The 26968-nt window shown below is 63.7% G+C and carries 23 protein-coding genes, 1 pseudogene and 1 riboswitch; of the genes and pseudogenes, 9 read left to right on the top strand and 15 right to left on the bottom strand.

Annotated elements, in window-relative coordinates:
- Positions 1 to 173: 173 nt before the first annotated feature.
- Both ACE10X_RS28135 and ACE10X_RS28130 read left to right on the top strand, forming a co-directional pair.
- Positions 174 to 1178, top strand: a complete 1005-nt coding sequence (locus tag ACE10X_RS28135; RefSeq protein WP_375763175.1) for a hypothetical protein — start codon at positions 174 to 176, stop codon at positions 1176 to 1178.
- Entirely contained in the window at positions 1175 to 1396 is a 222-nt protein-coding gene (locus ACE10X_RS28130; protein WP_375763174.1) for a hypothetical protein, read from the top strand. Before ACE10X_RS28135 ends, ACE10X_RS28130 begins: the two co-directional genes overlap by 4 nt.
- A gap of 27 nt (positions 1397 to 1423) precedes the next feature.
- Here the strand turns inward: ACE10X_RS28130 and ACE10X_RS28125 are convergent, their stop codons facing one another.
- The 4 genes from ACE10X_RS28125 to gcvT all read right to left on the bottom strand — a co-directional run bounded on the left by ACE10X_RS28125 (position 1424) and on the right by gcvT (position 6604).
- Positions 1424 to 1861: a thioesterase family protein gene (locus ACE10X_RS28125; RefSeq protein WP_038385969.1), complete on the bottom strand. Its 438-nt coding sequence runs from the start codon at positions 1859 to 1861 to the stop codon at positions 1424 to 1426.
- 181 nt (positions 1862 to 2042) lie between these two features.
- Entirely contained in the window at positions 2043 to 4916 is a 2874-nt protein-coding gene (gcvP, locus tag ACE10X_RS28120; protein ID WP_375763173.1) for an aminomethyl-transferring glycine dehydrogenase, read from the bottom strand.
- Positions 4917 to 5072: 156 nt separating this feature from the next.
- Positions 5073 to 5438, bottom strand: a complete 366-nt coding sequence (gene gcvH / locus ACE10X_RS28115; protein ID WP_038385968.1) for a glycine cleavage system protein GcvH — start codon at positions 5436 to 5438, stop codon at positions 5073 to 5075.
- 20 nt (positions 5439 to 5458) lie between these two features.
- A complete protein-coding gene (gcvT, locus tag ACE10X_RS28110) occupies positions 5459 to 6604 on the bottom strand; it encodes a glycine cleavage system aminomethyltransferase GcvT (protein ID WP_375763172.1) in 1146 nt (381 codons plus the stop codon).
- A gap of 141 nt (positions 6605 to 6745) precedes the next feature.
- Positions 6746 to 6834, bottom strand: a riboswitch (glycine riboswitch).
- 202 nt (positions 6835 to 7036) lie between these two features.
- Between gcvT and alaS the strand changes: the two genes are divergently transcribed.
- Positions 7037 to 9724, top strand: a complete 2688-nt coding sequence (gene alaS, locus ACE10X_RS28105; protein ID WP_375763171.1) for an alanine--tRNA ligase — start codon at positions 7037 to 7039, stop codon at positions 9722 to 9724.
- Between the two features lie 11 nt (positions 9725 to 9735).
- Positions 9736 to 10986, top strand: a complete 1251-nt coding sequence (locus ACE10X_RS28100; protein WP_375764619.1) for a cyclic nucleotide-gated ion channel — start codon at positions 9736 to 9738, stop codon at positions 10984 to 10986.
- A 17-nt stretch (positions 10987 to 11003) separates the two neighbouring features.
- Here the strand turns inward: ACE10X_RS28100 and ACE10X_RS28095 are convergent.
- From ACE10X_RS28095 to ACE10X_RS28080, 4 genes and pseudogenes are all read right to left on the bottom strand, one after another.
- Positions 11004 to 11950: pseudogene (locus ACE10X_RS28095) on the bottom strand (IS630 family transposase).
- 189 nt (positions 11951 to 12139) lie between these two features.
- A complete protein-coding gene (locus ACE10X_RS28090; RefSeq protein ID WP_375763170.1) occupies positions 12140 to 12640 on the bottom strand; it encodes a DUF3455 domain-containing protein in 501 nt (166 codons plus the stop codon).
- A 36-nt stretch (positions 12641 to 12676) separates the two neighbouring features.
- A complete protein-coding gene (locus tag ACE10X_RS28085; protein WP_375763169.1) occupies positions 12677 to 13891 on the bottom strand; it encodes an NADP-dependent isocitrate dehydrogenase in 1215 nt (404 codons plus the stop codon).
- 126 nt (positions 13892 to 14017) lie between these two features.
- Entirely contained in the window at positions 14018 to 15745 is a 1728-nt protein-coding gene (locus tag ACE10X_RS28080) for an alpha/beta hydrolase family protein (RefSeq protein WP_375763168.1), read from the bottom strand.
- Between the two features lie 312 nt (positions 15746 to 16057).
- On the opposite strand from ACE10X_RS28080, the gene ACE10X_RS28075 reads away from it, so the two are divergent.
- Entirely contained in the window at positions 16058 to 17257 is a 1200-nt protein-coding gene (locus ACE10X_RS28075) for a TrmJ/YjtD family RNA methyltransferase (RefSeq protein ID WP_375763167.1), read from the top strand.
- Between the two features lie 388 nt (positions 17258 to 17645).
- On the opposite strand, the gene ACE10X_RS28070 is transcribed toward ACE10X_RS28075, so the two are convergent.
- From ACE10X_RS28070 to ACE10X_RS28060, 3 genes are all read right to left on the bottom strand, one after another.
- Positions 17646 to 18635 carry a class I SAM-dependent methyltransferase gene (locus ACE10X_RS28070; protein ID WP_375763166.1) on the bottom strand — a complete coding sequence of 330 codons (990 nt, stop codon included), beginning with the start codon at positions 18633 to 18635 and terminating at the stop codon, positions 17646 to 17648.
- Between the two features lie 21 nt (positions 18636 to 18656).
- Positions 18657 to 18842, bottom strand: coding sequence for a hypothetical protein (locus tag ACE10X_RS28065; protein WP_157788031.1), 186 nt, complete (start codon positions 18840 to 18842; stop codon positions 18657 to 18659).
- A gap of 227 nt (positions 18843 to 19069) precedes the next feature.
- Complete coding sequence (locus ACE10X_RS28060; protein WP_375763165.1) at positions 19070 to 19762, bottom strand: glutathione S-transferase C-terminal domain-containing protein; 693 nt, start codon at positions 19760 to 19762, stop codon at positions 19070 to 19072.
- Positions 19763 to 19957: 195 nt separating this feature from the next.
- Between ACE10X_RS28060 and ACE10X_RS28055 the strand changes: the two genes are divergently transcribed.
- On the top strand, positions 19958 to 20404 hold the full coding sequence (locus ACE10X_RS28055) for a DUF4440 domain-containing protein (RefSeq protein ID WP_028339863.1): 447 nt from the start codon (positions 19958 to 19960) through the stop codon (positions 20402 to 20404).
- 367 nt (positions 20405 to 20771) lie between these two features.
- Positions 20772 to 20963 carry a CsbD family protein gene (locus ACE10X_RS28050; RefSeq protein WP_038385949.1) on the top strand — a complete coding sequence of 64 codons (192 nt, stop codon included), beginning with the start codon at positions 20772 to 20774 and terminating at the stop codon, positions 20961 to 20963.
- Positions 20964 to 21144: 181 nt separating this feature from the next.
- On the opposite strand, the gene ACE10X_RS28045 is transcribed toward ACE10X_RS28050, so the two are convergent.
- Entirely contained in the window at positions 21145 to 22224 is a 1080-nt protein-coding gene (locus tag ACE10X_RS28045; RefSeq protein ID WP_375763164.1) for an HWE histidine kinase domain-containing protein, read from the bottom strand.
- 60 nt (positions 22225 to 22284) lie between these two features.
- Positions 22285 to 22488: a hypothetical protein gene (locus ACE10X_RS28040; RefSeq protein ID WP_375763163.1), complete on the bottom strand. Its 204-nt coding sequence runs from the start codon at positions 22486 to 22488 to the stop codon at positions 22285 to 22287.
- Positions 22489 to 23114: 626 nt separating this feature from the next.
- Here ACE10X_RS28040 and ACE10X_RS28035 point away from each other — a divergent pair.
- Complete coding sequence (locus ACE10X_RS28035; RefSeq protein WP_375764618.1) at positions 23115 to 23825, top strand: Crp/Fnr family transcriptional regulator; 711 nt, start codon at positions 23115 to 23117, stop codon at positions 23823 to 23825.
- A 160-nt stretch (positions 23826 to 23985) separates the two neighbouring features.
- Here ACE10X_RS28035 and ACE10X_RS28030 read toward each other — a convergent pair whose 3' ends face one another.
- Positions 23986 to 25212, bottom strand: coding sequence for an ABC transporter substrate-binding protein (locus tag ACE10X_RS28030; RefSeq protein WP_375763162.1), 1227 nt, complete (start codon positions 25210 to 25212; stop codon positions 23986 to 23988).
- Positions 25213 to 25446: 234 nt separating this feature from the next.
- Positions 25447 to 25896: a PACE efflux transporter gene (locus ACE10X_RS28025; protein ID WP_375764617.1), complete on the bottom strand. Its 450-nt coding sequence runs from the start codon at positions 25894 to 25896 to the stop codon at positions 25447 to 25449.
- Positions 25897 to 26051: 155 nt separating this feature from the next.
- Between ACE10X_RS28025 and ACE10X_RS28020 the strand changes: the two genes are divergently transcribed.
- The gene (locus ACE10X_RS28020) at positions 26052 to 26942 is read left to right on the top strand and encodes a LysR family transcriptional regulator (protein ID WP_375763161.1); all 891 of its coding nucleotides are present in this window, start codon (positions 26052 to 26054) and stop codon (positions 26940 to 26942) included.
- Positions 26943 to 26968 lie beyond the last annotated feature (26 nt).

Genomic DNA, 26968 nt, shown 5'->3' with positions numbered 1-26968 from the left:
CATGATCCGGAAAAGTGCGAAGCGGTTTTCCCTCGCGACAAACGCGAAGCGTTTGCGCGGAGATCATGCTCAAACGGTCACATGACTTCGCTGCAAGCGGGCGCTGAGGACGTTGAGTTGCCGACGTCTTCGGCGCCCGTTTGGTTTTGTGTGTCGTCGAGAGAGTTGGGCCGATGAAACGCCTGATCCTGACCAGTCCGTCCGGCCTCAGCCTGACACGTTCGGGGTTTGCCGAGGTCGCTATTACATCTCGCTTTGTCGGTGGACCGCTGCCGTCGCCAGGAGAACTCGAGGCGTATTTCGGGTCGCGGTCGGACAAGAATCCAGTCGGACACTGGTCGCACTGGAGCGCGTGGGGCCAGGGATCTCAGGATGCCAGGGCGCGCAGGGATATTGCACTGATCGAATTTTGCGACCCTTACGAAGTGATCGAGCTTTGGTTCGATCCGGGCCCGGATGATCAACTGCGGCTGATCTGGATGCTCGATCATTTCCGGGCTTACCCGGCGATGGTCGACAAGTTGAAATTGCGGCTGGTCGCGTTCGATCTGCTGACGATGCACGAGACGTGGCTTAGCTGGGACCAGGTGCCGCTTGTCAATGTCCGATCTGCGGATCTCGAGATCGCGAGCGCGTGTTGGCAGGCGTATCGAGCGGCAACGCCGGAGGCGTGTTTCGATGTGGTGCATCGCGACCTGAGCGGGTTTCCCTTGCTGAGGCCGGCTCTGTTTGATCTGCTCCGTGAGTTGCCATGGAGCGGATCGGGACTTGGCGCGACCGAGATGCGGTTACTCGAATTGATCGCGGCCGGGCTCGTGGGCACGAACGCGCTGTTCTACCTCCGCGGTTTTCGCCAGCGTGGCGTCTTCAACGACATGGAAATCGGCAGGCTGCTCGAAGGCCTTGCGCATGGACCGCAGCCGGCGATCGCCGGGCTCGACGATGCCTTGCGCTCGATCGACCGTGAGAACGCGCGAGGTCGGCTGGAGGCCTTCCGGCGAAGCCGCCTGTCGGTGACGGAGTTTGGCAAGGCGGTGCTCGCCCACAAGGCGGACTTCACCGACTACAATCCGATCAATCGCTGGTGGGGCGGCACGCACCTCACCAACGACAATCTTTGGTGCTGGAATCCGGCGTTGATTGGCCATGGCACGCAGCGGGAGCAGCGCGCATCGTGACAAGTCTGATCCTGGCGACAAGCGATCTCGCGAGCTATCGCCTGAGGCAAGCGGGAAGGGCGGATATCGTCGTCGGGTTGAGGCCGCGCTTCGTGTCGGATCGCGAGCTCGACTTCAGCCAATACAATCCGATCCACCGCTGGTGGGGTGGCACCGAGCTGACCAATCAGCGGCTGTGGCGCCGGGACGCCGAGAGCCGCACCCTGGTCGCCCCCTGAGCCTGATCTGTGCGACGCCCGTCGTGCTTACCCCCGCGCCAGCGCCTTTTCGCGGCTCGCAATCAGCGCCCGCAAGTCCTCGGTCACGGCGACCGACTGATGCGTCTTCTGGTCGGTCGCGACCCAGATGATCTCGCCGGTGGCGCGCAGGTCATCGGAGTCCTTGGCGTAGATCGCGAGCGCAAGGTTGATCGAGGAGCGGCCGATCCGCGCGACGCGCACGCAGACCTCGATGTCCTCGTCGAACCGGATCGGCGCCTTGTATTCGACGACCGACTTCACGGTGTGAAAGTCGATCCCGGTCCGCGCCACTTCGCCGAGATAGTCATAGCCGAGCGCGCGAAAATATTCGGTGATCGCGGTGTCGAAATAGGTCAGGTAGTGGGCGTTGAACACCACGGCCTGTGCGTCGACCTCGGAATAGCGGACGCGGAACGGGAAATGAAACCAGAATTCCTCGCGCATGTTTCCTCCTGCCGCGGGCGGCCCTCGCTATCGTTCGTCCCGCAGTTAGCAGGGACGTTACGATCGCTGGACCGTAGGATGGGTAGAGCGCAGCGAAACCCATCGTTCACGGAGCGTGATCAGCAGTGATGGGTTTCGCTGCGCTCTACCCATCCTACAACAATGGCTACGAGAAGGGCGCTTACTCTGCCGCCTGCGCGTAGTCCTCGACCGGCGGGCATGAGCATACCAGGTTGCGGTCGCCATAGACGTTGTCGACGCGGCCGACCGGGCTCCAGTATTTGTCGGAACGCGACACGCCGGCCGGGAAGCAGCCCTCGGCGCGGGTATAGGCCCTGTTCCAGGCATCGTCGGCGATGTCGTGGACGGTGTGCGGCGCGTGGCGCAGCGGCGAGGCCTCGACCTTCCAGCGGCCCTTTTCGATCTCCGCGATTTCATCGCGGATCGCGATCATGGCGTCGCAGAAGCGGTCGATCTCGAACTTCGATTCCGATTCCGTCGGTTCGATCATCAGCGTGCCCGCCACCGGGAAGCTCATGGTCGGCGCGTGGAAGCCGTAATCGATCAAGCGTTTCGCGATGTCGTCGACGGTGACGCCGCTGGTCGTCTTCAGCGGCCGCGGATCGACGATGCACTCATGCGCGACGCGGCCGCGCTCGTTGCGGTACAGCACCGGGAAGTGCGGCTGCAGCCGTGCGGCGATGTAGTTGGCATTGAGGATCGCGATCTCGGTGGCGCGCGTGAGGCCTTCGCCGCCCATCATCAGGATGTAGATGTAGGAGATGGTCAGGATCGACGCCGAGCCGAACGGCGCGGCCGACACCGGGCCGATGGCGTGCGCCGTCGTGCCGTCGGTTGCGGGATGGCCGGGCAGATAAGGCGCAAGATGCGCCTTCACGCCGATCGGGCCCATCCCCGGGCCGCCGCCGCCATGCGGGATGCAGAAGGTCTTGTGCAGATTGAGATGGCTGACATCGGCGCCGTAATCGCCGGGCCGCGACAGCCCGACCTGCGCGTTCATGTTCGCGCCGTCGAGATAGACCTGGCCGCCATGCGCATGCACGATGTCGCAGATCTCGCGGATATGCTCCTCGAACACGCCGTGGGTCGACGGATAGGTGATCATCACAGCGGCGAGATTGGCCGAATGCTTCTCCGCCTTGGCGCGGAGATCGTTGACGTCGACGTCGCCGCGCGCATCGCACGCCACAACCACGACCTCCATGCCGACCATCGCGGCCGAGGCCGGATTGGTGCCGTGCGCGGAGGAGGGGATCAGGCACACCTTGCGGTGCGGCTCGCCGCGCGCGAGGTGATAGCCGCGGATCGCCAGCAGTCCGGCATATTCGCCCTGCGCGCCGGAATTCGGCTGCAATGACACCGCGTCATAGCCGGTGATGTCGCACAGCCACTGCTCGAGCCGCTTGAACAGCGCGTGATAGCCCTTGGCCTGATCCGCGGGCGCGAACGGATGCAGATTGCCGAACGCCGGCCAGGTCAGCGGGATCATTTCCGTGGTGGCGTTGAGCTTCATCGTGCAGGAGCCGAGCGGGATCATCGCGCGGTCGAGCGCGAGGTCACGATCACTGAGCTTGCGCATGTAGCGCAGCAGCTCGGTCTCTGAGCGGTGGGTGTTGAACACCGGATGGGTGAGGAACGCGCTGGTGCGCCGCAGCTCCTTCGGCAGCGCCTCGCGCGCGGCCGCTTCGATCTCGGCAAAGCTGAGCTTGCCGCCGAACACGCGCCACACCGCCTCGACCGTCTCCGGCGTCGTGGTCTCGTCGAGCGCGATGCCGAGCGTGGTCGCACCGATGCGCAGATTGATCCGCTCCGCCTGCGCGCGGGAGACAATCTCGTTCAGCTTCGCTCCGGCCTCGACCGTCACGGTGTCGAAGAACGCTTCGCTGGTCGGCGCAAAGCCGAGCTTGCGCAGGCCGGCGGCAAGCACGGTCGCGCGGCGATGCACGCTGCGTGCGATATGGGTCAAGCCCTCGGGGCCGTGATAGACCGCATACATCGAGGCGATCACGGCGAGCAGCACCTGCGCGGTGCAGATGTTCGAGGTCGCCTTCTCGCGGCGGATATGCTGCTCGCGGGTCTGCAGTGCGAGGCGATAGGCGGGCTGCCCACGCGAATCCACCGAGAGGCCGACGAGGCGGCCGGGCAGCGAGCGCTTCAACGTGTCGCGCACCGCCATGTAGGCGGCGTGCGGTCCGCCATAACCCATCGGCACGCCGAACCGCTGCGCCGAGCCGATCGCGATGTCGGCGCCGAGCTCGCCGGGCGAGGTGAGCAGCGTCAGCGACAGCAGGTCCGCCGCGACGATCGCAAGCGCGCCCCTGGCGCGCAGCGATGCGATGGCAGGCTTGAGGTCGCGCACCGCGCCCGATGTTCCCGGATACTGCAGCAGCGCGCCGAGCACATCGGCGTTGTCGAGCTCGGTCAGGGGATCGCCGACCACCAGCGCCCAGCCCAGCGGCGCGGCGCGCGTGCGCATCACCGCCAGCGTCTGCGGATGCACCTCCTTGTCGACGAAGAACACCTTTGCCTTGACCTGCGAGTGGCGCTCGGCGAGCGCCATCGCTTCCGCCGCGGCCGTCGCTTCGTCGAGCAGCGAGGCGTTGGCGACGTCGAGCCCGGTGAGGTCGCAGATCATGGTCTGGAAGTTGAACAGGGCTTCGAGCCGGCCCTGGCTGATCTCCGGCTGATACGGCGTATAGGCGGTGTACCAGGCCGGGTTCTCCAGGATGTTGCGCTGGATCACCGCGGGCAGGATGGTGCCGGAATAGCCCTGGCCGATCAGCGAGGTGAACACCTGGTTCTGCGCGGCGAGCTCGCTCATATGCGCGAGCGCCTCGGTCTCGCTCAGCGCCCGGCCAAGATCGAGCGGCGCCTTCTGAAGGATCGACGCCGGCAGCGTCTCATTCATCAGCGCCTGCAGACTCGCGGCGCCGACTGTCTCCAGCATCGCGTTGATGTCTCGCGGCGATGGTCCGATGTGGCGGCGGACGAAATCGGTGGCGGCTTCGTTGATCGGCTTGAAGGGCGCGTTCATGACGTGGTCCTCGTTGTCAGCCGTCATACCCCGCGAAAGCGGGGTATCCAGTACGCCGGGACATCAGTGATTAAGCCGAAGGGCCGCGGCGTACTGGGTCGCCCGGTCAAGCCGGGCGATGACAGTGGGGGTGTGGTCGCAATCTGCTTCATTCTCTCAGGCGGTGTGCGCAGCGTAGGCGGCCTCGTCCATCAGGCCGCCGAGCTCGCCCTTGTCGGCAATCTTCATCTTGAAGAACCAGGCCTTGCCGCCGGCGTCCGAATTGACCAGCGCGGGCTCGGCGGCGAGCGCCTCGTTGACCTCGACCACCTCGCCGGTGATCGGCGCGTAGACGTCGGAGGCGGCCTTGACGGATTCGACGACAGCGGCGGCCTCGGCCTTCTTCAGGCTGCGGCCGACCTTGGGCAGTTCGACGAACACGACGTCGCCGAGCTGCGACTGCGCATAGTCGGTGATGCCGATCGTGGCGACGTCGCCCTCGATGCGGAGCCATTCGTGGTCGGACGTGTACAGCGTCGTCATGGGGATCGATCCTTTGGCGTTTAGCGTTTGTAGGTATTGGGGACGAAGGGCGTGGCGGCGACTTTCAGCGGGAGCCGCTGGCCGCGCACTTCGGCGAAAACGGTGGTGCCGACGGCGGAAAGGGCGGTCGGCAGATAGCCCATCGCGACCGGCGCATTGAGGCTCGGGCCGAAGCCGCCCGAGGTCACCTTGCCGATCTGCTCGGTCGAGGCGGCATCGGCGAACAATGCGGCGCCTTCGCGCACCGGGGCGCGGCCGTCGGGCTTCAGGCCGACCCGCCGGCGCGCGGCGCCATTTGCGAACTGCGCGAGAATCTTGTCGGCGCCCGGGAAGCCGCCGGCGCGGGCGCCGCCGCTGCGGCGAACCTTCTGCACCGACCATTCCAGCGCGCCTTCGACCGGCGTCGTCGTGGTGTCGATGTCGTGACCATAGAGGCACAGCCCGGCCTCGAGCCGCAGGCTGTCGCGCGCGCCGAGCCCGATCGGCAACACGTCGGGATTGTCGAGCAGCGCGGTGACCAGGGCTTCCACCTTGTCTGCGGGCACGGAAATCTCAAAGCCGTCCTCGCCGGTATAGCCGGAGCGCGAGACGAAGCAGTCGACGTCGCCGACGCGGCGCGGACCGGCGTCCATGAATTTCATCGAACTGACATCTGCACAAAGTTTCGCCAGCGCTGATTCGGCCTTCGGCCCCTGCAGCGCGATCAGCGCGCGGTCGGCCAGCGATACGATCTCGCAAGCGTCGGCGAGGCTAGTGCGCAGATGCGCCTCGTCCTCGGCCTTGCAGGCGGCGTTGACCACCAGGAACAGGTGATCGCCGAAATTCGCGACCATCAGGTCGTCGAGCAGACCGCCGTCATTGTTGGTGAATTGCGCGTAGCGCTGCCGTCCCGGTGCGATACCGACGATGTCTTGCGGCACTAGTTTTTCAAGCGCGAGCGCCGCGTCGGCGACCTTGCCGGATTTGGCCTTCAGCGCGAGCTGGCCCATGTGCGACACGTCGAACAGGCCGGCTTCCTTGCGGGTGTGCAGATGCTCCTTCAGCACGCCGGCCGCATATTGCACCGGCATGTCGTAGCCGGCGAACGGCACCATCTTGGCGCCGCGCGCCAGGTGCAGCGCGTGCAGAGGGGTCTGTTTCAGCGGGGAAGTTTCGCGTACAAGCATCACAGGGCCCTCGCGGTTCCCATCGGGGACCTATTTCCCCTTGAGAAACCTGCAGAAAGCCCCATCTGTCGCTGTGCCTGAGAGTATTATCCCGTCGGCGGACGCATCGGGGCGAACCCCAGCGTCTCTTTCCAGATGTCAGACGTCACGCGGTCCTTTTGCCTGAGAGTTTCCGGGGCGGTTGCTCCTTCGGCGCCGGCGGTAAGGCCGGTCTCTCCCGACGTGACTAGGTATAGGTAGGTAGAAAACACGGCGCCACCAAGACTGTCAACGCAGCTGCAGCAACTATCCAATGGGCTTTGTGCTGCCGCGGCAAGCCCATGATCCGCCTGCACAGTTTCTGGACACCGCAGCTGGCAATGTCTAAAAGCGTTCGGCCGGAAAACGACGCCTTTCTGCGCTTGGCCGGCCCCTATTTCCGATTGGATGAACATGAGCAGCGTCAACGAGATCAGGTCGACCTTTCTGAACTACTTCAAGGCGAACGGCCACGAGGTCGTGGCGTCGTCGCCGCTGGTGCCGCGCAACGACCCGACCCTGATGTTCAACAATGCCGGCATGGTGCAGTTCAAGAACGTCTTCACCGGGATCGAGAAGCGTGCCTATCAGCGCGCCACCACGGCGCAGAAATGCGTGCGCGCCGGCGGCAAGCATAACGATCTCGACAATGTCGGCTACACCGCGCGCCATCTCACCTTCTTCGAGATGCTCGGCAACTTCTCGTTCGGCGATTACTTCAAGGAGCGCGCGATCGAGCTCGCCTGGAACCTGATCACGAAGGAGTTCGGGCTGAGCAAGGACAAGCTGCTCGTCACCGTCTACCACGACGACGACGAGGCGGCGGGCCACTGGAAGAAGATCGCCGGCTTCTCGGATGACCGCATCATCCGGATCGCGACCTCGGACAATTTCTGGGCGATGGGCGATACCGGCCCGTGCGGTCCGTGCTCCGAGATCTTCATCGACCGCGGCGAGCACATCTGGGGCGGTCCGCCGGGCACGCCCGAGGAGGACGGCGACCGCTTCCTGGAGTTCTGGAACCTGGTGTTCATGCAGTACGAGCAGGTGACCAAGGAGGAGCGCGTGGCGCTGCCGCGTCCCTCGATCGACACCGGCATGGGCCTCGAGCGCATGGCGTCGATCCTGCAGGGCGTCGAGAGCGTGTTCGAGAGCGACCTGTTCCGCAACCTGATCGATGCGGCGGCGTCGGCGCTCGGCCATGGGCCGAACGCGCAGAACGTGGCGTCGTACCGGGTGATCGCGGACCATCTGCGTTCGTCGGCTTTCCTGATCGCCGATGGCGTGCTGCCGTCGAACGAGGGCCGCGGCTACGTGCTGCGTCGGATCATGCGCCGCGCGATGCGCCATGCGCAGCTGCTCGGCGCGAGCGAGCCGCTGATGCATCGGCTGGTCTGGGCGCTGGTCCGCGAGATGGGCCAGGCCTATCCGGATCTGGTGCGCGCCGAGAAGCTGATCGAGGAGACGCTGCGGCTGGAGGAGACCCGCTTCCGCAAGACCCTGGTGCGCGGATTGTCGCTGCTCGACGAGAAGAGCGCCGGCCTCAAGAAGGGCGACATGTTCGACGGCGACACCGCGTTCACGCTGTACGACACCTATGGTTTCCCGCTCGATCTGACGCAGGACGCGCTGAAGTCGCGCGGCATCAGCGTCGACCAGGCGTCTTTCACCGACGCGATGGAGCGGCAGCGCGTGAAGGCGCGTGCCTCCTGGGCCGGTTCGGGCGAGGCGGCGAGCGAGGCGATTTGGTTCCCGCTGCGCGAGAAGCTCGGCGCGACGGAGTTTTTGGGCTACGAGACCGAGAGCGCGGAAGGCGCGGTGACGGCGCTGATCAAGGACGGCGCCGAGGTCGAGAGCCTGAAGGCCGGCGAGAGCGGCGCGATCGTGCTGAACCAGACCCCGTTCTACGGCGAGTCCGGCGGCCAGGTCGGCGACATCGGCGTGCTCACCGGCGAGGGCGTCAAGTTCCGCGTCACCGACACGCAGAAGAAGGCCGGCGATCTGTTCGTGCATCTCGGCACGGTGGAGCAGGGGACGCTCGGCGTCGGCACCGCGCTGCAGCTCGAGGTCGATCATGCCAGGCGTTCGTCGATCCGCGCCAACCATTCGGCGACGCATCTGTTGCACGAGGCGCTGCGCCAGGTGCTCGGCGATCACATCGCCCAGCGCGGCTCGCTGGTCACGCCGGACCGGCTGCGCTTCGACTTCGTGCATCCGAAGCAGATCACGCCGGAAGAGCTCGCGCGGATCGAGGACATCGCCAATGATGTCGTGCTGGAGAATGACGAGGTCACCACCCGGATCATGGGCGTCGACGATGCCCGTGAGGCCGGCGCCCGCGCGCTGTTCGGCGAGAAGTACGGCGACGAGGTCCGCGTCGTGTCGATGGGCAATAGCGCCCGCGATCACGGCCAGAACGCGCTCGGCTGGTCGGTCGAGCTCTGCGGCGGCACCCATGTCCGCCGCACCGGCGACATCGGCATGATCTCGGTGACCAGCGAAGGCGCGGTGGCGTCCGGCGTGCGCCGCATCGAGGCGCTGACCGGGCATCACGCGCGCAAGCACGCCAACGACACCATCGCGCTGGCCAAGACCGCGGCGCTGGAGCTGCGCACCACGATCGACGACGTGCCGGCGCGCATCGCCGCGCTGATGGAGGAGCGCAAGAAGCTCGAGCGCGATCTGTCCGACGCCCGCAAGAAGCTCGCGATGGGCGGCGGCGGTGCGTCGAACGGCGCCGCCTCAGCCGTTCGCGAGGTCGGCAACGTCAAGCTGCTCGCGCGCGCGGTCGAGGGCGTCGAGACCAAGGATCTCAAGAGTCTCGTCGACGACGGCAAGAAGCAGATCGGCTCGGGCGTGGTCGCGATCGTCGGCGTCACCGAGGACGGCAAGGCCGGCATTGTGGTCGGCGTCACCGCCGATCTGACCGCGCGGTTCAACGCGGTCGAGCTCGTGCGCAAGGGCTCCGAGGTGCTCGGCGGCAAGGGCGGGGGCGGCCGGCCCGACATGGCGCAGGCCGGCGGGCCCGACGGCGCCAAGGCGGACGCCGCGCTGTCGGCGATCGAACAGGCCATGACTCAACAGGCATCGGCCGGCGCCTGACGGAGAGGCTGATCGTGGCGACGGCTCCGCTCAAGCCCACGATCAGCGATCCCGGGCTGCGCGACCGTCTCTACGAGCTGCTCGAACGCGATGATCTGCCGCATTCGGGCGGCTTGCGGTTTGCCCGGGTCATCGTCGCCATCATCGCCGTCGATGTGCTGGCGGCGATTCTGGCCTCCGTGCCCGAGATCGATGCGCAATTCGGCTGGCTGCTGACGACCATCGAGATCGCGGCGGTCATCGCCTTCGCGCTGGAATATGCCGCGCGGCTCTGGAGCGTGGTCGGCCACTCGCTGCGCGATATGACGCCGGCGCGGGCACGGCTGGAATACGCCTTCTCGGCGCTCGGCGTGATCGACCTGCTCGCCTTCCTGCCGTCGGCCATCGCGCTCGCGATCGGCGACAAGACCGCGCTGGTGCTGTTCGGCATGCTGCCGTTCCTCAAGCTGGTGCGCTATTCGACCGCGATGCGCTCGCTGCTGGCGGCGCTGCATGCCGAGCGGCGCACGCTGTTCGGCTGCGTGGTGATCCTGACCGGCGCGGTGCTGCTGTTCGCCTCGCTGCTCTATGCCATCGAGCACAAAGTGCAGCCGGACAAGTTCGGCACCATGCCGCAGGCGATGTGGTGGGCGATCGTGACGCTCGGCACCGTCGGTTACGGCGACGTCGTCCCGATTACGCCGCTCGGCCGGACCGTCACGGTAGTCGCGATCGTGGTCGGCTTCGCGATGATCGCGCTGCCGGTCGCGATCATCTCGACCGCGTTCGCCGACGAGGTCCGGCGCCGCGACTTCGTCGTGACCTGGGGCATGCTGGCGCGGGTGCCGCTGTTCTCGCATCTTGGCGCCGCCGATATTTCCGACATCATGCGACTATTGCGGTCGCAGACCATCGAGGCCGGCGAAGTGCTGGTGCGGCGCGGCGATGCGGCCTCATCGATGTATTTCATCACCGCCGGCGAGGTCGAGATCGATCTGCCGAGCCAGCTTGTGCGGCTTGCCGACGGTGCGTTCTTCGGCGAGATCGCGCTGCTGCGGCGGACCAGCCGCTCCGGCACGGTGACGGCGACGCGCAAGACCAAGCTCCTGGTGCTCGATGCGCAGGACTTCCATGCCCTGATCGAGCGCATGCCGGCGCTCGCCGCGCATGTCCGGGAGACCGCCGAGGCGCGGCTCGCCGATCCGCTCGCGGCCGGCGGCGACCTGGCCGCCGCAGAGATCGCCCAGGCGCCGCGCGAGACCGACGGCGGCATCCGCGACTAGACTAGAGCATGATTTCTTCACGTTGAAGCGTATCCAGCGTTGGCAATGTAGTTAGCGCATTCCTGCGACGTGAAGCAGTCGAGTAAGGCGCCGATGCGCTTCCAGGTCGCTTCGACGGTTCGCTCGGCAGCCTTTCGGAGCAAGGTCTTGAGCTTGGCGAAGACCTGCTCGATCGGGTTGAGATCCGGACTGTAGGGCGGCAGGAAGAACAGCTTTGCCCCGGCGGCGCGGATGGCGCGACGGACGGTTTTGCCTTTGTGACTGCCGAGGTTGTCGATGATGACGATGTCGCCAGGCTTGAGTGTCGGAACCAGCAGCTGCTCGATCGACATAAGCCAGGAAGCTCTCGCCGTTGATCGGACCATCGATCACGCAGGGCGCATCGATGCGATCATGGCGCAGGGCGGCCAAGAAGGTCAGCGTCCGCCAGCGGCCGTGCGGGGCCTTGGCGACCAGCCGCTCGCCACGTCGCGCACGGCCGTGGGTGCGCGTCATGTTGGTTTTGGCCCAGGTTTCGTCGATGAAGACCAGCCGGGAAGGATCAAGCCGTCCTTGATACTTTCGCCATTGCGCCCGCCGCCGGGCGACGTCGGGACGATCCTGTTCGCTGGCGTGCAGGCTTTTTTTTGAAGCTGATGCCTTCGTGTTCGAAGAAGTGCCACACCGCGTAATAGCTGACCTTGACCCCGCGCTCTGCCAGTTCTGCCAGCAGCGCACGCAACGTCACGTCCGGCTGTTCGGCAAGCCGCTTCAGCAGCCAGTCGCGTTCGGAAGACAGCGCGTAGGGACGATTGCCGCCCATCTGCCGCGCCGCCGCGCTTCCGGTCGCACGGAACCGCTGCGACCACTTCACCACGCTGGCAACGCTGACCTTGAAGGTGGCCGCCACCGACCGGCAGCTTTCTCCCGCCGCTACCGCGGCAACAACGCGCTCGCGCAAGTCAAGAGAATAGGCCCGTCCCATCGGATGCTGGCCTCCACCCCAGCCAGCATCGTGAATCAGAACTCCGCTGATTTGGGAATCCCCAATCGATTCAGACCTAAGCGATCACGCTCTAGAACCTCATTCCGATTGAATCGGAACGAGGCTCTCGATTCTTCGTTTGACGCGTTTTCTTCACGCGGACCGGCTACCCACTTCGCCCGAAAACGCTCAGTCCCGTCGCAGGAACACGTAATCCGCCGAATACGCCGCGCCCTTCAGCGCGCCCGATTTGTCGCAGGCCCCGCTGAGCTCGCCGCCCGAGGTGTTGATCCGCTGCACGGTTGCGATGCTGGAGAGCACGCCGTTGCCGCGGTGGGCAATCACCTCGAGCTTCAGCCAGGCAATGTCGGAAGGCTTTGCGCCGGGTGCGCTGCCGGCGGTGCGGGCGGTCACGGCGCTGCCGTCGACATGCTCCCAGTTCGGACCCGCATAATGCCGGCCGACCGTGCGGCCATCGGCGATCAGGGTCGCGACCGGTTCGCGGAACGACCAGGCGAGCTTGCCGTCGGTGACCGGCTTGCACTCATAGACCTGGACGCCCTCGGCATGGACCGACAGAACCGGGGACTCGCCTGGCGCCGCGACGGCGTCGGGCAGGGGATCGGCAGCGAATGCCGCCGACCCGGTGAGCGCGAACGATGCGAGCACGACGGCTCTGACAAGGGCCATGGTCATGCTCGCACCTGTCTTCCCAGGATGACGGCCTCAGGCCGCGATCGCCTTCACGAGGTTGTCGGACACCTTGTCGAGGAATCCGGTGGTCGAGAGCCAGCGCTGGTCGGCGCCGACCAGGAGCGCGAGGTCCTTGGTCATGTAGCCCTCCTCAACGGTCGCGACGCAGACCTTCTCCAGGGTGGTGGCGAACTTCGCCAGCGCCTCGTTGTTGTCGAGCTTGGCGCGATGGACGAGGCCACGGGTCCAGGCGAAGATCGACGCGATCGAGTTGGTCGAGGTCTCCTTGCCCTTCTGGTGCTCGCGGTAGTGGCGGGTCACGGTGCCGTGGGCGGCCTCGGCTTCCACGGTCTTGCCGTCCGGGGTGAGCAGCACCGAGGTCATCAGGCCGAGCGAGCCGTAGCCCTGGGCCACGGTGTCGGACTGCACGTCGCCGTCATAGTTCTTGCAGGCCCAGACATAGCCGCCGGACCATTTCAGCGCCGAGGCCACCATGTCGTCGATCAGGCGGTGCTCGTAGGTCAGGCCCTTGGCGTCGAATTCCTTCTTGAACTCGCGGTCGAAGACGTCCTGGAAGATGTCCTTGAAGCGGCCGTCATAGACCTTCAGAATCGTGTTCTTGGTCGACAGATAGACCGGGTAGTTGCGCATCAGGCCGTAGTTGAACGAGGCGCGGGCGAAATCGGTGATGGAGTCGTCGAGATTGTACATCTCCATCGCGACGCCGGCGCCGGGCGCCTTGAACACTTCCTTCTCGATCACGGTGCCGTCCTCGCCGACGAACTTCAGCGACAGCGTGCCCTTGCCGGGGAACTTGATGTCGGTGGCGCGGTACTGGTCGCCGTAGGCATGGCGGCCGATGATGATCGGCTTGGTCCAGCCGGGAACCAGGCGCGGCACGTTCTTGCAGATGATCGGCTCGCGGAAGATGCAGCCGCCGAGGATGTTGCGGATGGTGCCGTTCGGCGACTTCCACATCTGCTTCAGGCCGAACTCCTTCACCCGGGCCTCGTCGGGGGTGATGGTGGCGCATTTGACGCCGACGCCGACCTTCTTGATGGCTTCGGCGGCGTCGATGGTCACCTGGTCGTTGGTCTCATCGCGGTATTCCATGCCCAGATCGAAATAGAGCAGCTCGACATCCAGGAACGGGTTGATGAGCTTGTCCTTGATGTACTGCCAGATGATCCGGGTCATCTCGTCGCCATCGAGCTCGACGACGGGGTTGGATACCTTGATTTTTGCCATGATGGGGAGGCCCTCTTGGGAACGGCGCGCTTTTGACGGCGGGGATGGAAAAGATGCCTGCGCTATAGCACCGCCCGGGGGCGGGCGGAAGCGGAGGGGTTATGCACTTTCAGCCCATCTTTTCACCTAAAATGGGACCTGAGTGGCCGTCCCCGCGACGATGTACCAGGTCACGAACAGGCCCGCGATCAGGGCGCCCGGTAGGCTCGATCCGGTCCGCCGCCAGGTGAAGGTCGCGATCACGGCGACGATCGCGAGCAGCGGCACGAACTGGTTCGCGACGATAGTCGAGAGCGGCACGAAGCCGGGGTCCGGGACCGGGTTGAACAGCTTCCCCGTCAGCCACAGCGTGCCGTATTGCAGCACCAGCAACACGATGAAACCGAACGTCAGCGCCAGGATGTTGGTCAGGTACAGCGCCCCGCGCGGCGCATCCATGGTCGAGAAATTCCGGTGCAGCACGTGCAGCGCCACGACGAAAAACGCCGTGAACGGAATCAGATAGATCAGGAAGATGAGGAATTGCTTCGCGCTCATCAACTTGAGTGCGACGATCCAGAAGCGGAAGTCGATCTTGAAGGCGAGGTCGGCGAGCCACAGCGCGGCGTAACCCACCGCGACCGAAGCCAGCGCGATCACGACGGATTGACCGACGAGGCCGGTCCGGCTGGCGCGCTTCGGGGCGAACCGCATCAGGGCGAGCGTGATCAGGCCGTTGATGACGGCCCAGACCAGAATCTGGTTGGTGATGCCCTGCGGCAGGTACGCACTCGGGGTGACGAAAGTGCCGCCCAGCGCAAAGGCGGGGTAATAGGTCAGCGCCGGGATGAAGGCGGACAGGATGAACGCCGTGGTCCAGCGCCGGCCGCTCGCGGCCTGATGCGGCGGCATCGTGCCGTCGGCAACCGCCGGCAGCCGCAGGCGGGAGAACATCCTGGCCTCCAGCAAGCCGTCGAACGTCCCGATGACCAGGGCAATGAAACCGATGAGGGCGAGGAGCGTGCCGATCTCCTTGCGGAACCAGATCTGGTCGTCGACCGGACGCGGCGTGCCGCCCTTCAATGTCTTGGCGAACCAGTCGAGGCTGTAGCCGATCGCCTCATGCGAGATGTGCTCGGCCGGATGGGTCATCGCCGGGGTGTACAGCACCCGCGCGGTGCCGCTAGCCGGATCGCCATAGACCTTGCCCGGCTCGACCGCGCCTTGCGTGCCGAACAGCGCCCAGAGCTTTGGGCTCTTGGTGACGTCGCGCGCGAGCTGGACGCCCCACATCAGGTCGGGGAATTCCTCGTACTGCGCGAACACCAGCGCGGTGTTGCGCGGCCAGTTCGCCGTACCCTCGGCGGCGAACGGCTTGCCGGTGGACGAGCCCTCCAGCACCATCGACTTGTAGTCGTTGGGCATCGCTGCCGCGGCGGCCAGAACCGTCCAGCCGCCCATCGAATGGCCCTCGAGACCGATATTCTCCTTGTCGACGAATTGGAGGCTGCGGAGATAGGCAAGGCCGTCAGGTCCGCCAAAACCGTTGGCGAAGGAGGGCGGGTCGCTATAGCCGTGGCCGGTCTGGTCGAGCGCCAGCACCACGTAGCCGCGGCGGGCGAACTCGATGGCGAAGCCGTCCTGGGTCTCTCGCGAATTGATATAGCCGTGGACGGCGAGGATGCCGGGCGCCGGAATCTGCGGCGTGGCATTTGGCGGGATGTAGAGCAGGGCGCTCATGGTATTGCCCTTGGCGCCCTTGAAGCGCACATCCTCGATCCGGATGCCGCCGGCGGTCTGCGTGAAGTGGGCGAGCAGGCCCCCCGCCACAATCAAGATCAGGCCCACAATCGCCAGCGTCCATCTGCCCCGCATCGTCGTCCCCCCAAGGTGCCTCGCCGTTCAACCGGCGTCTCAAGCGTGCCTTTACAGCTTCGCTTTGGTTGTGGTTGATAGCCTATCCGAAGGCCAAGTGCGCGCAAGCGGCAGCTTCGCTTCGTGCGATTGGGACTCCGATTGAGGATTCGCAAACGCCGCTAACCCTGTTATCTCCTTGGAGAAAATGGTCCCGCGCAAAACCGGTGCAAAGCTGGTCGATGCGGTCTTGGGCCCCTGCATGAGTTTTGAATCAGCCTCTTCGGAAGCTGATTCAAAATCTTCAGACGTTGAATCAGAAAGTGAAGTGAGATGTCCGGCACCGACAAGACCAAGGCAGGGCACGACCTTGCCGGTCCCGTCGTCATCCTGGTCGAGCCGCAGCTTGGCGAGAACATCGGCATGGCCGCGCGCGCGATGGGTAACTTCGCGCTGTCGAGGATGCGCATCGTCAACCCGCGCGACGGCTGGCCGAATATTGCCGCCCAGCGCGCGGCCGCCGGTGCCGACCACATCATCGGTTCCGTCGAGCTGTTCGACACGGTCGAGCAGGCGATCGCCGATCTCACGCTGGTGTTTGCGACCACCGCCCGGGCCCACGACCAGGCCAAGCCGGTGGTCGGGCCGGAAGGCGCGGCGGGTGAGATCGTCGATCATGTCGCATCCGGCGGCGGCGCCGGCATCCTGTTCGGGCGCGAGCGCGCCGGCCTGACCAATGAGGAGGTCGCGCTCGCCAATCGGATCATCACCTTCCCGGTGAATCCAGGCTTCGCTTCGCTCAATCTGGCGCAGGCGGTGCTGTTGATGGGCTACGAGTGGTTCAAGCTCTCGACCGCGGGGGCGCTACCGTTTGCGATGCCCGAGCGGTCCGAGCCGGCCTCCCAGCACCAGATGCAGGCGTTCTTCGACAACCTCGTCGCCGAGCTCGACAAGGTCGAGTTCCTGCGGCCGGCGGAGAAGCGCGACACCATGCTGGTGAACCTGCGCAACATCTTCACCCGGATGGATCCGACCAAGCAGGACATGCACACGCTGCATGGGGTGGTGATGGCGATCGCCGAGGGACGCAAGGGCCCCGCCAAGGGCGGGGTGCTCGACGGGGCCCAGGCGACGCGCTTGCGGGCGCTGCTCGCCGAGCAGGGGCACGGTGGCGCGACCGCCGACAGCAGCAGCACCGTGCGCGGGCTCGCCCGCCTGCTCCGCCGCAACCCGACCGACGCCGAACGGATCCTGTGGCAGGCGCTGACACGGGACCGCCGTTTCGCCGGCCAGTTCAAGCGCCAGACCCCGGTCGGCCGCCACATCCCCGACTTCGTCTCCTTCGTGCACCGGCTCGCGATCGAGCTGGTCAACCCGAACGAGAGCGAGGCCATCGGAGCCGACCGCGCCAAGCGCAGAGCCTGGCTCGAGGCGCGCGACTATCGGGTGGTCGACATGCACGTGGCCGAAGTCGAGCGCGATCTCGACGGCGAACTCGCGCGGCTGGAGGCGGGGCTGCAGCAGGGGCGGTGAAGATCGCCGCCGCTCTCTCCCCGTCGTACACGTGGATTTGAGCGCGTAGCTCCCTCCACGCGTCGTCCCTGCCTAGTGCGCAATTGCGCACGGGAGCAGGGACCCATACGCCGTGGCTTGTGTTGTTGAAGTGACTCGTCGTTCCATCGTCGCAAGACAATCAGCATCTGTGGTTATGGGTCCCTGCTTTCGCAGGGACGACACTGTGTTTGTTGCGCGATCATTGAGTCATGCATCCGCGTTCTCGCGATGCGCTTCGCCGGAGCTTTGCTCGTCGTTTCGCCGCTCTGATTACAGAGGGCGAAGGGAAAGCCGGGTGCCGACCGCAGGCGCGGTGCGGCGCGGATGGCGTGGTATCTGCCTTTACAATCCGGAAGGCGGCATCTCGCTAGGCTAGTGCCGACACGAGCCACAGACCCACATGCAGATCGCGCCCATCGGCTCCGATGCTTGCGGCGAGCGCGTTGCGTACCGCTTCTATGGCGCGATGACGTTGATCGTCCGTGGCATTCTCGAGCAGCGCGGGCAGCGGGCCGGCCTGCGTGATGAAGGCCATGCTTTGCGCGATGTCGCCGCCATGGATCGGCACGTCGGTGGCCTTGAGCGCAATCTCGTGAAACCCTGCCTCGGTCAGGATGCCGCGAACGCGCTCCTTGCGCGCGAACGAAAACATCCCAGGCGCCGATGGATCGAGCGGCGGTTGTGGCGGCACGTGAGGTCGTGCCGCCTCGATCGGCACGCGAAACCACGGCGACTCCGGCATGGTGCGAAAACAGACGAACACCAGCCGCCCGCCCGCTTTCATGCCACGGCGGATGTTGGCGAAGGCCTTGACCGGGTCATCGAAGAACATCAGGCCAAAACGCGAATACACCAGATCCGCCCAGCGCGGTTCGAAGCCATAGATCGTCGCGTCGGCCAGCGCACAAGTGACGTTGCCAAGTCCTGCCTCGGCGACACGATGCCCGGCCAGATCCAGCATCGGGACCGAAATATCGACACCCAACACAGCACCTGACGGACCAACAATCCTGGCAAACGCCAACAGTGTGTCACCGGTGCCGCATCCGATATCGATCACATGACCACCGGGCTTTGCCGCTGCAGCACCCAGGCTGACGCTGGTGACCGACGTGAAGACATCGCTGATCACGGCTTGCTGCGAAACCCATGAGTGCCCCATGGTGCTGTTCCAAAACTCTGCTCCTCGGGGGTTTGCGGTAGGCGTCTGCATTTGATCAATCTCCTGGTGCTCAAAATCCGACGGAGTGTCGTCTGAAACAAACTGCAAAAAAAACTCCAAATGGAATGCGAACTGCAGCCGACGCGCTTTGCATGTCGGCTTCAGGCTATCGGGACGTCTTCGCACGATCCGCATCTGATCGATGCTGGACGGCGCTCAGGTGGTGGAGTCATTGCCGCCGCTGCCTTTCGGCCTGGACATCGGAGGGATGCAGCTGCCGAAGCGTGGATCGAGCGGATCGTAGCGCGACCTCATTCTCGCGACGATGTAGAGTGCCGCCAGTGCGAAGGAGCCGAGCAACAGCAGGCCCCATGCAGGTGGCGGACCTGCAATCAAAAGCACTGCTGCTCCAACGAGTACTGACGCGAAAAGGCCCGAAGACAATTTTGAAGCCATGACCGGCTCCGCAGCTAGCCCAAGGACGGGATACTACCCCTGAAATCGATCTGTTTGTGAGAGGCCGACTGCGACACGCCAGCGCAGATATATCCAGCTACGCCCGAGCAACCGCCAGTTTGCTCCCGGCCGCGAAGGTCATATTGCGAGTTAGAGGTTGAGTTGGCCCCGGCTCACTTGCTCACTGCCGTGTGGATGGCGCGGCAATGTTGTACCAGAGCCTCGTGCGAGACCACGAAGTCCTTCAATGGCGTCTTGATGTCGTAGAAGTAGATGTTGGCCACGAAGCCATAGATGCCGGCGTCGACGGTCGTCGGCTTGTCACCATGCACATAGCCTTGACTCGGGATCAGGCTCGCCAGCGCGGCGAGATCGGCGAGCCCGCGGGCCGTCGCGGCGTCGGGCTCGAAGCGGCCGATGCCCTGGTAGTAATAGCGCCGGGCGTTGAACTCCTTGGCCTTCATCAAGCCGTCGTCGGTGAGGCCCGGATGTTCGCGCTTGAGCGCATCGCGGAACTGGGGCCAGTAGCGCTCATCCTGCCAGCGCGAATAGGACATCACCCAGTAGAGATCGTCGAGCGTCCGCGTGACGAGCAGGTTGGTCGTGCGCTGCGCCGGCGTCAGCGCGGCATCCAGCGTCACGCCATATTTTCCGGTGACATAGGCGAGGATGGTCTCGCTGTCGCCGACAGTGTCACGGCCGTCGACGATATAAGGAAGTTGTTGGCGCGGCGCCTTCGACGCATCGAAGATGTGCTCGTGCCGGAACGGCACGCCGGCGAGCTTCAGAAAAGCGAATACCTTCAGGCCATAGCCATTATTGTCGGCGACGCCGAACAGCGGCGGATAGGAATAGAGCGTGAGCATGGCGGCTCGTCACGTTCAAGGGCGCTGCAGGCTATCTCAGAATCCGTCAGTTGGAAACGTCGGGCAAGTAAGCCCGCGTGTTGCGTCGCAGCGCCTGAAACGATTGCCTACAATCCGTAGTTGATGTCTTATTGTCGTCCTGGTCCCGGGTCGGGCCATTTTTTTGATAATGAATATTTTCAGGGAGGAATTGCGATGCTGCGGACGTGCTTCTCATGCCTATTCCTGCTCGTCTTTTCGTTATCGGCAATGGCCGCGGACGGTGATCCAAAGCAAAAGGTCGAAGGGATTGCTTCCGAATATGCGGCGAGCTTCAACAAGCAGGACGGCGCGGGAATTGCCGCGCTGTTCGCGACCGGCGGCATCCACGTGAATCCCGCGGGGCCGCGCTCCGACATTGCAGAATTTTATCAAGGCGCCTTCAAGGCCGGGTTCGACCATGAGGAAATCACGGTGGACCAGGCATGGCCGGTCGGCTCGGACATGGCGCTCGCCATCGGCGGGTATCGCATCTCGGGCAAGAACCAAAGCGGCGCGCCTATCGAGACAGGGGGCATCTGGACGGCAACTTACGTGACCGAGGGAGGCAAGCTTAAAATTCGCTTGCTGTCGGCAATGCCCAAACCGCCGCCTCCGAAGTAGGAGGGGTTCCATGTTCGATACCGCCGCTGCGGCGCTGCGGCGCTTCGGCGTCCGGTTTCGACGAGATCTACGAGCGCATTTCGCGCCAAACAGTACGCTCTCAAGTCCCGTGCTGCTCCAAGCAGACAGGCGGAGAGTACCGCGCTCGACTATGAGGGCGCGAAGTCCGTTTTGGGCCATAAGCCACCGACGTGGACCAAGCCGGGTAACGTCCGCTTTGTCGTCAGAAGCCGACGTTGAAGCCACATCGCTGCACGTCGGTCTTGGGCCAAACTAAGAAGTCGTCGTGAAGACCGACGCATGTTCTCGTAGGAACTACTGCGCAACTCTCTTGTTGGCCCATATCCCAGACAGAAGGAACACGATCATGGATCGCGAACATGTGAAGGGCGCAGCCGACAAGGCAAAAGGCGCCATCAAAGAAGGTGCAGGCAAGCTCACGGGCGACAAGGACATGGAAACCGAAGGCAAGATCGATAAGGCCAAGGGCTCCGTCCACAACGCCGCGGGAGATGTGAAAGATGCAGCGCGGGACGCTGCTGACGCCCTTAAAAAATAGGCAGCAGGGATGGCAAAGAATTGGCCGCCTTCGGGCGGCCTTTTCTTTGCCGCTGGGCGCTACGGCTGATGCGCGTCGCTTCCCTCCGCGACCTGGCGGGGCGCGTGCGGCTTGCGAACAGTCGCATCGCGAATTCCCCCCACTGGCCGAATAGCATAGGCGAAGTCCGCCTGGCTGGCAGCTATGCAAGCGGCAAAGCGATTTCGCACGCCAGCCCTTGGTCGCGCCAATCAAAACGCACCTCACCCTTGAGTTGACTAATCATATTCTCCAAAATGCGTGTGCCGAACCCGCGGTGCGTGGGCGGCCCGACGGCCGGGCCACCCGACTCGATCCAACGCAAGCTGAGCCTTCCATCCGCCGGTAGCGACCATAAGATTTCGACGCGGCCACTCGCTGCCGATAGCGAGCCGTACTTTGCGGCGTTGGTCGCGAGCTCGTGCAAGGAAATTGCAACAGTCTGGGCGATACTCGGCTCCAGCATAACGGCTGGGCCATCAATTCGCACCCGCGCCTCCTTCTCCCCGCTGTAAGCCAAGAGTTCCTGCGCGGCCAAACGGTGAAGCTCCGCTCCCACCCATCGGGATTCCACGAACAGCGTATGGACCTTTGCGAGGGCTTCGATCCGCCCTTCAATCAGCTGTTTAAGATCATCAGACGTATCGGCTTCAGAAAGACGCACCGTCGCCAGCACAGTGGACAGGATGTTCTTTGTTCGATGCTCGGCCTCTCGCGCCAGATTGACGATTTGCACCTCGCTTCGTTTGCGCTCCGTTATGTCCTGGAAGCAGTTGACGGCGCCGACAACGTTGCCACCGCCATCCTTGATTGCCTCGATATCGACCAGTGCGATGCCGCGCGAGCCGTCAGGCCGCTCGATGTGTACTTCCTGTTGGCGCACGGAAACGCCAGTGTGCAGCACCTCTGCCATGGGACATTGATGGTGCGAGAGCAGACTGCCGTCGGGGCGAAACATTCGATACGATCCGCAATACCGTTCATTGGGATCGCCGAGTTTAGGCGACCGGCCCCATAGTTCGGCAGCGCGGCGGTTGTATCGAAGAACGAGACCGTCGCGGTCACAAACATAGACGGCAAATGGCAGTTGTTCGAACAACCGCCCCGGCAATGCCAAGCCCCGTTCCCCATCACGCAAATCAAGGACGACGCCGACAGCATTCCCAACCGTATCCACCTTGTTGGCGGTTCTCACGGGTTTGCGCTGGAAGAAGCGTCGCTGGTCGGATGGTACATTGCTCATTGTGCTGCAACCCGAGTTGAATTCTGGATTTGGATCCCCTCGGGGTTCCTATCCGCCCTGTTATTTCGATCTGGCAGTTTGTGGTGTAAGTGCGCGCTTCATGGACGCATACACCCTCAACTCTGCGGCATTGCGAAGCGCATTTTGTCGCGCCTCTCCTTCAGGCAATTGCTTCGCCTCACTGGCGCGCGCATCCGCCTGCTCATCCAGATGATCCGCCGTCAAAAATGTGACCTTCGTCCTGTTACGCTTTTTGACGTTCATTTCAGTAACCCCAAATTTCTCTCAAACCAGTCGAGTGGTCCGGATTGCGACGGGCCCGACACGACCTGCATCTGGTGGACGTGGCCGCAGCTTTTGCAGCGCAGCGTCCAATGCTCATGCCCAGCTCGCGAAGGCGTGATCCGCTGGACGACGGTCGCGCCCGCACATCGCTGGCATGGTGGGCTCGATAGGACCCGGGGTGGAGCGGCTATTTGATCGGCCATTTTAATCTCCCATGAGATTGCCGAAATCTAGTCCGGGGATTTAAGCTGGCCGCTAAGCCACCCTCGGCCGTCGCCGCTCAAGGGGTCGCTGACCCCCAAGGTTTGCTGGGCACGATCACACTTGGGGCACTCGAACGTGCGGAGTTGGTAACCCCCTGGGACTGGCGCAGTGCAGGCCAGCTGCGTGCGGGTCTGGCAGTGCGGACAGCGCGGGCGCTCTATGACGCTCAGCGGCGGACCGGTAGGATACGTGCAAAAGCCGAACATGCGGGCACCCTTTCTGGATCGGGCGGGCGCCCGCCACATTGCCGGGCACCGGCCACCGACCGGGTGATTTTCTCCCCTTGGAAACTGGTCCGCTGGTCAATATTGACCACAACCCACCAGTTTTCATATTTAGACATCGCTGGTCCGAAGGAGGGGCTTGTAAAGTCTGCAAAGCGACAGTTCGACCCCCAGGCTTTTCTCGCCAAAGTCGGGACCGGCAAGACGATATCGAAGTACCGTAAAGGCCGGATCATCTACGCCCAGGGCGAAGAGGCCGATAAGGTTTTTTACATCCAATCGGGCAAGGTCAAGGTGACCGTTGTTTCCGAGCAAGGCAAGGAAGCCGTCGTCGGCATATTGGACACTGCGCAGTTTTTTGGCGAGGGCTGCCTGAACGGCCAGGCGGTCCGCATTGGAACCGCAAGGGCGATGGAGGAGTGCGTTCTCACCTCAATCACGCGGAAGGCGATGCTGACGACGCTCCGCAAGGAGCCACGATTTTCAGAACTTTTCGTGACTTACCTGGTGACCAGGAGCAATCGCATCGAAGAGGATTTGATCGATCAGCTATTCAACTCGAGCGAGAAGCGGCTCGCGCGCCTGCTTCTTCTGCTGTCCAATTTCGGAAAAAATGAAAAACCAACGCCCATCGCCGCTTCGATCAATCAAGCAACCTTGGCTGAGATGATCGGAACGACCCGACCCCGGGTGAGCTTTTTCCTGAACAAATTTCGCAAGCTGGGATTGATCAGCTACAACGGAAAGATCGAAGTGCATCGTTCCTTGTTGAACGCAGTCTTGTATGAAAAGCCTCAGCTGGAAAGAGATGAAGAACCCACCGAATAAATCGGACGATTGCGCGATCCCACGTAGCCTCGCACCAAAGCCTGTTGACAGCGGCCTGATCGAATAACTGTCCGGTTTGGGTCATAAGCCGCCGATGACGACCAAGCGGGGTATCCGCTTGGTCGTCGGAAGCCGACATTGATGGTCCACGCCCAGACGGTCAGGCCTTCGAGATGCCGCCGTCGATCACCGGTCCCATCGGCTCGTAGCGCTCGCCGCTGAAGCGCACCAGTTGCAACTGCTCGAGCGGATAATAGTCCGATGGCGAGGTGTTGATCCGGATGCCGGGCAGCAGCATGTCGGATTCGAAATCCTTCAGGTTGGCCGCCTGCTTGATGATGCTTTCGGACGAGACGTCGTCGCCGCATTGCTTGAGCACCTGAACCAGGATCTGGCTGGTGAGATAGCCGGTGACCGCGTAGATGTCGTTCTTGGCCGCCGCCGGATCGTATTTGTCGAGGAAGGCGCGCCATTTCTGGATGGCGGGATCGTTGTCCCAGGCGGCGTCGACGGGATCCTTCAGATAAGCGCTCGAAATGATCCCCCTGGAGACGTCGAAGCCCGCGGCCTTCAGCGTCGAGCCGGCGGAGGAGGCGTTGTTGCCGATGTAGTGCGCCGGCTGCCAGCCGAGCTCGGCGATCTTCTTGATGCCTTGGGCGGCGAATTTCGGCGTGGTCATGCTCATGAACACGTTGGCGCCGGCGGATTTGCAGCGAACCACCTGGCTGTCGATGGTCGGGTCGGCGGTCTCATAGGACAGCTCCGCCACGATCGCGGACGTCCTGGCGCCAAGTCCGTCCTTGAAACCCTTCAACACGTCGCGGCCGAAATCATCGTTCTGGTAGACGATGCCGATCTTGGGATCGTTCTGTGTCGACAGCACATGCTGCGCGAAGGCGCGGCCCTCGATCTGGTAGCAGGGCTGGAAACCCATGGTGTAGGGGAAATTCTTGTAGTCGCCGAACTTGGTCGCGCCGGACGCAATGAAGAGGTGCGGGATCCTCTTCTGGTTCATGTATTTCATGATCGCCGCATTGGTCGGCGCGCCGAGCGGCGCAAACAGCACGTCGATCTCGTCGCCTTCGACCAGCTTGCGCGCCTGCTCGACGGTTTTGGCCGGGCTGTAGGCGTCGTCATAGGTGATGTACTTGATCATGCGGCCGTTGATGCCGCCTTGCTCGTTGATCATCTTGAAATAGCCGCCGGGCGTGCGGCCGATCGACGAATAGACGGCAGCCGGTCCCGAATAGGCGTCGATGTTGCCGATGACGATCTCGGTCTTGCCCTTGGCAATGGCGGGCGTGCCGAGCAGCAGCGTGGCCGACGTGGCAGCAGTGCCCTTGATGAGATCACGGCGTGTGAGCCGAGATGAACGGTTCCTTGGCATTGTCGTCCTCCGTTTCTTGTTGTTGGCCGTTTTGGCATTGTTGGCCGGTTGGCAGCCTCTGACGGGCATGTCGGCTTGAAGCATTCCATAGTGCTTCAGCCGGATCAAACCAGTCTATGAGTGAGGCGCGGCAGAACTTGTGTGCAGTCGCTATCGCCGGAAATATTCGCGCGGTGTCAGGGTCCGGAGCGGCGCGGCAGATCACATCATCCGCCGCGCCGACGCCGAGATCGATCAGGCCGCCAGAGCCCGGTTCGCCGCGCGATCGTGCGCATCGAGCTCGCGCACCGGAAACACGCCATCGTAGGCGAGGTTAAAGGCGAACGCGTAGACCAGATAGAACGCGACGATGGAGATATCCATCATCAGCGCCGCCCACAGCGAGACGCCGAGATACCAGGCGACGAACGGGATCAGCAGCACGATCAGGCCGGCCTCGAACAGCGTCGCGTGCGCGACGCGGATCGTCTTGGCGATACGGCCGGTGACGCGGACCAGCGCGTGGTCGAAGCCGAAATTGAACAGCAAGTTCCAGATCGTCGCTACCGTCGCCGAGACGATTCCGATGATGCCCATATGGGCGACCGGCTGATTGAACAGCCAGGCGGCCGCCGGCATGAAGATGGCGATACCGATCGGTTCGAACAGGACTGCGTGCCTGACCCGGTCGGAGAAGGAACGCATAGACATTTTGAAACCCTTTCTAGATTCTTGTTTTGACGCATTTTCTTCACGCGAACCGGTATCCACTTCGCTTGAAAACGCTGTCGTCGTTGCGACCGGATTTCTATCTGATATTGTGCCATAACCAAGTTAGGTACTATCTGTAAAAGAGATAGATGTTCGTTTCCATGGACCAGCTCGAATCCTTCGTGGCGGCGGCCGAGCAGGGCTCGTTCTCCGGCGCGGCGCGGCTGCTGAAGAAAGCGCAATCGGCCGTCAGCACCCACGTCGCCAATCTGGAGACCGATCTCGGCATCGCGTTGTTCGACCGGGCCGGTCGCAATCCGGTGCTGACCGAAGCGGGGGCGCGGCTGTTGCCCGAAGCAAGACTGGTCCTCGATCGCCGCGAGCACCTGATCGGTGTCGCCAGCAGTTTCGAGGCGCATGTCGAGAAGCGCCTGGTGGTGGCGATCGACGAGCTCTATCCGGAGAGCGCGGTAGGCGAGCTGTTCGCGGAATTCGCCGGGCGTTTTCCCCATGTCGAACTGGAACTGCTGTTTCCGATCATGGAGGACGTCAGCCGTCTCGTGCTCGACGGCAAGGCCGATGTCGGCGTGATGTGGCGGCAGGAGCACCTGCCGCCAGAGCTTGGCTTCAAGACCATCGGCTGGGTGCCGCTGCAGCTGGTTTGCGGCAAGAACCATCCGCTGGCGCATGGCCGGGTGGATTGGGAGGAGCTGAAGCGGCATCGCCAGATCATAGTCACGGTGCGCAACGAAGGCACCGAGCGGCACCGGCTGCGTGTCGCAGCCGAGGTGTGGTGGGTCGAGAGCCATTGGGTGATCCTGCAGATCCTCAAGCAGGGCGTCGGCTGGGCGCTGATTCCGGCGCACATCATGGCGAGCTCGCAGGTTGCCGATGAGCTCGCCATTCCCGAACTGGAATTCGACGAGGGCGCACATCCCGTCGCGCTCGAAGTGGTCTGGCACAAGCAGCGGCCGGCCGGGCCGGCGGCAAAATGGCTGCGCCGCCGTTTCGCCACGCGGCCGCCGATGCTGCGCATGTGATGGGATCAGACAAACGTGGAGTTGCT

The organism is Bradyrhizobium sp. Pha-3, from assembly GCF_042258325.1.
Classification (GTDB): Bacteria; Pseudomonadota; Alphaproteobacteria; order Rhizobiales; family Xanthobacteraceae; genus Bradyrhizobium; species Bradyrhizobium elkanii.
This window is presented reverse-complemented; position numbering and strand designations above follow the sequence as displayed.

Bases quoted from the DNA above. Each gene is read 5' to 3' on its own strand.
- gcvP (WP_375763173.1), bottom strand. From the start codon at position 4,916: ATGAACGCGCCCTTCAAGCCGATCAACGAAGCCGCCACCGATTTCGTC.
- ACE10X_RS28070 (WP_375763166.1), bottom strand. From the start codon at position 18,635: ATGCGGATCGTGCGAAGACGTCCCGATAGCCTGAAGCCGACATGCAAA.
- gcvH (WP_038385968.1), bottom strand. From the start codon at position 5,438: ATGACGACGCTGTACACGTCCGACCACGAATGGCTCCGCATCGAGGGC.
- ACE10X_RS28085 (WP_375763169.1), bottom strand. From the start codon at position 13,891: ATGGCAAAAATCAAGGTATCCAACCCCGTCGTCGAGCTCGATGGCGAC.
- ACE10X_RS28030 (WP_375763162.1), bottom strand. From the start codon at position 25,212: ATGCCAAGGAACCGTTCATCTCGGCTCACACGCCGTGATCTCATCAAG.
- ACE10X_RS28045 (WP_375763164.1), bottom strand. From the start codon at position 22,224: ATGAGCAATGTACCATCCGACCAGCGACGCTTCTTCCAGCGCAAACCC.
- gcvT (WP_375763172.1), bottom strand. From the start codon at position 6,604: ATGCTTGTACGCGAAACTTCCCCGCTGAAACAGACCCCTCTGCACGCG.
- ACE10X_RS28080 (WP_375763168.1), bottom strand. From the start codon at position 15,745: ATGCGGGGCAGATGGACGCTGGCGATTGTGGGCCTGATCTTGATTGTG.
- ACE10X_RS28055 (WP_028339863.1), top strand. From the start codon at position 19,958: ATGCTGCGGACGTGCTTCTCATGCCTATTCCTGCTCGTCTTTTCGTTA.
- ACE10X_RS28125 (WP_038385969.1), bottom strand. From the start codon at position 1,861: ATGCGCGAGGAATTCTGGTTTCATTTCCCGTTCCGCGTCCGCTATTCC.
- ACE10X_RS28060 (WP_375763165.1), bottom strand. From the start codon at position 19,762: ATGCTCACGCTCTATTCCTATCCGCCGCTGTTCGGCGTCGCCGACAAT.
- alaS (WP_375763171.1), top strand. From the start codon at position 7,037: ATGAGCAGCGTCAACGAGATCAGGTCGACCTTTCTGAACTACTTCAAG.
- ACE10X_RS28020 (WP_375763161.1), top strand. From the start codon at position 26,052: ATGTTCGTTTCCATGGACCAGCTCGAATCCTTCGTGGCGGCGGCCGAG.
- ACE10X_RS28090 (WP_375763170.1), bottom strand. From the start codon at position 12,640: ATGGCCCTTGTCAGAGCCGTCGTGCTCGCATCGTTCGCGCTCACCGGG.
- ACE10X_RS28075 (WP_375763167.1), top strand. From the start codon at position 16,058: ATGTCCGGCACCGACAAGACCAAGGCAGGGCACGACCTTGCCGGTCCC.
- ACE10X_RS28025 (WP_375764617.1), bottom strand. From the start codon at position 25,896: ATGCGTTCCTTCTCCGACCGGGTCAGGCACGCAGTCCTGTTCGAACCG.
- ACE10X_RS28040 (WP_375763163.1), bottom strand. From the start codon at position 22,488: ATGAACGTCAAAAAGCGTAACAGGACGAAGGTCACATTTTTGACGGCG.
- ACE10X_RS28135 (WP_375763175.1), top strand. From the start codon at position 174: ATGAAACGCCTGATCCTGACCAGTCCGTCCGGCCTCAGCCTGACACGT.
- ACE10X_RS28050 (WP_038385949.1), top strand. From the start codon at position 20,772: ATGGATCGCGAACATGTGAAGGGCGCAGCCGACAAGGCAAAAGGCGCC.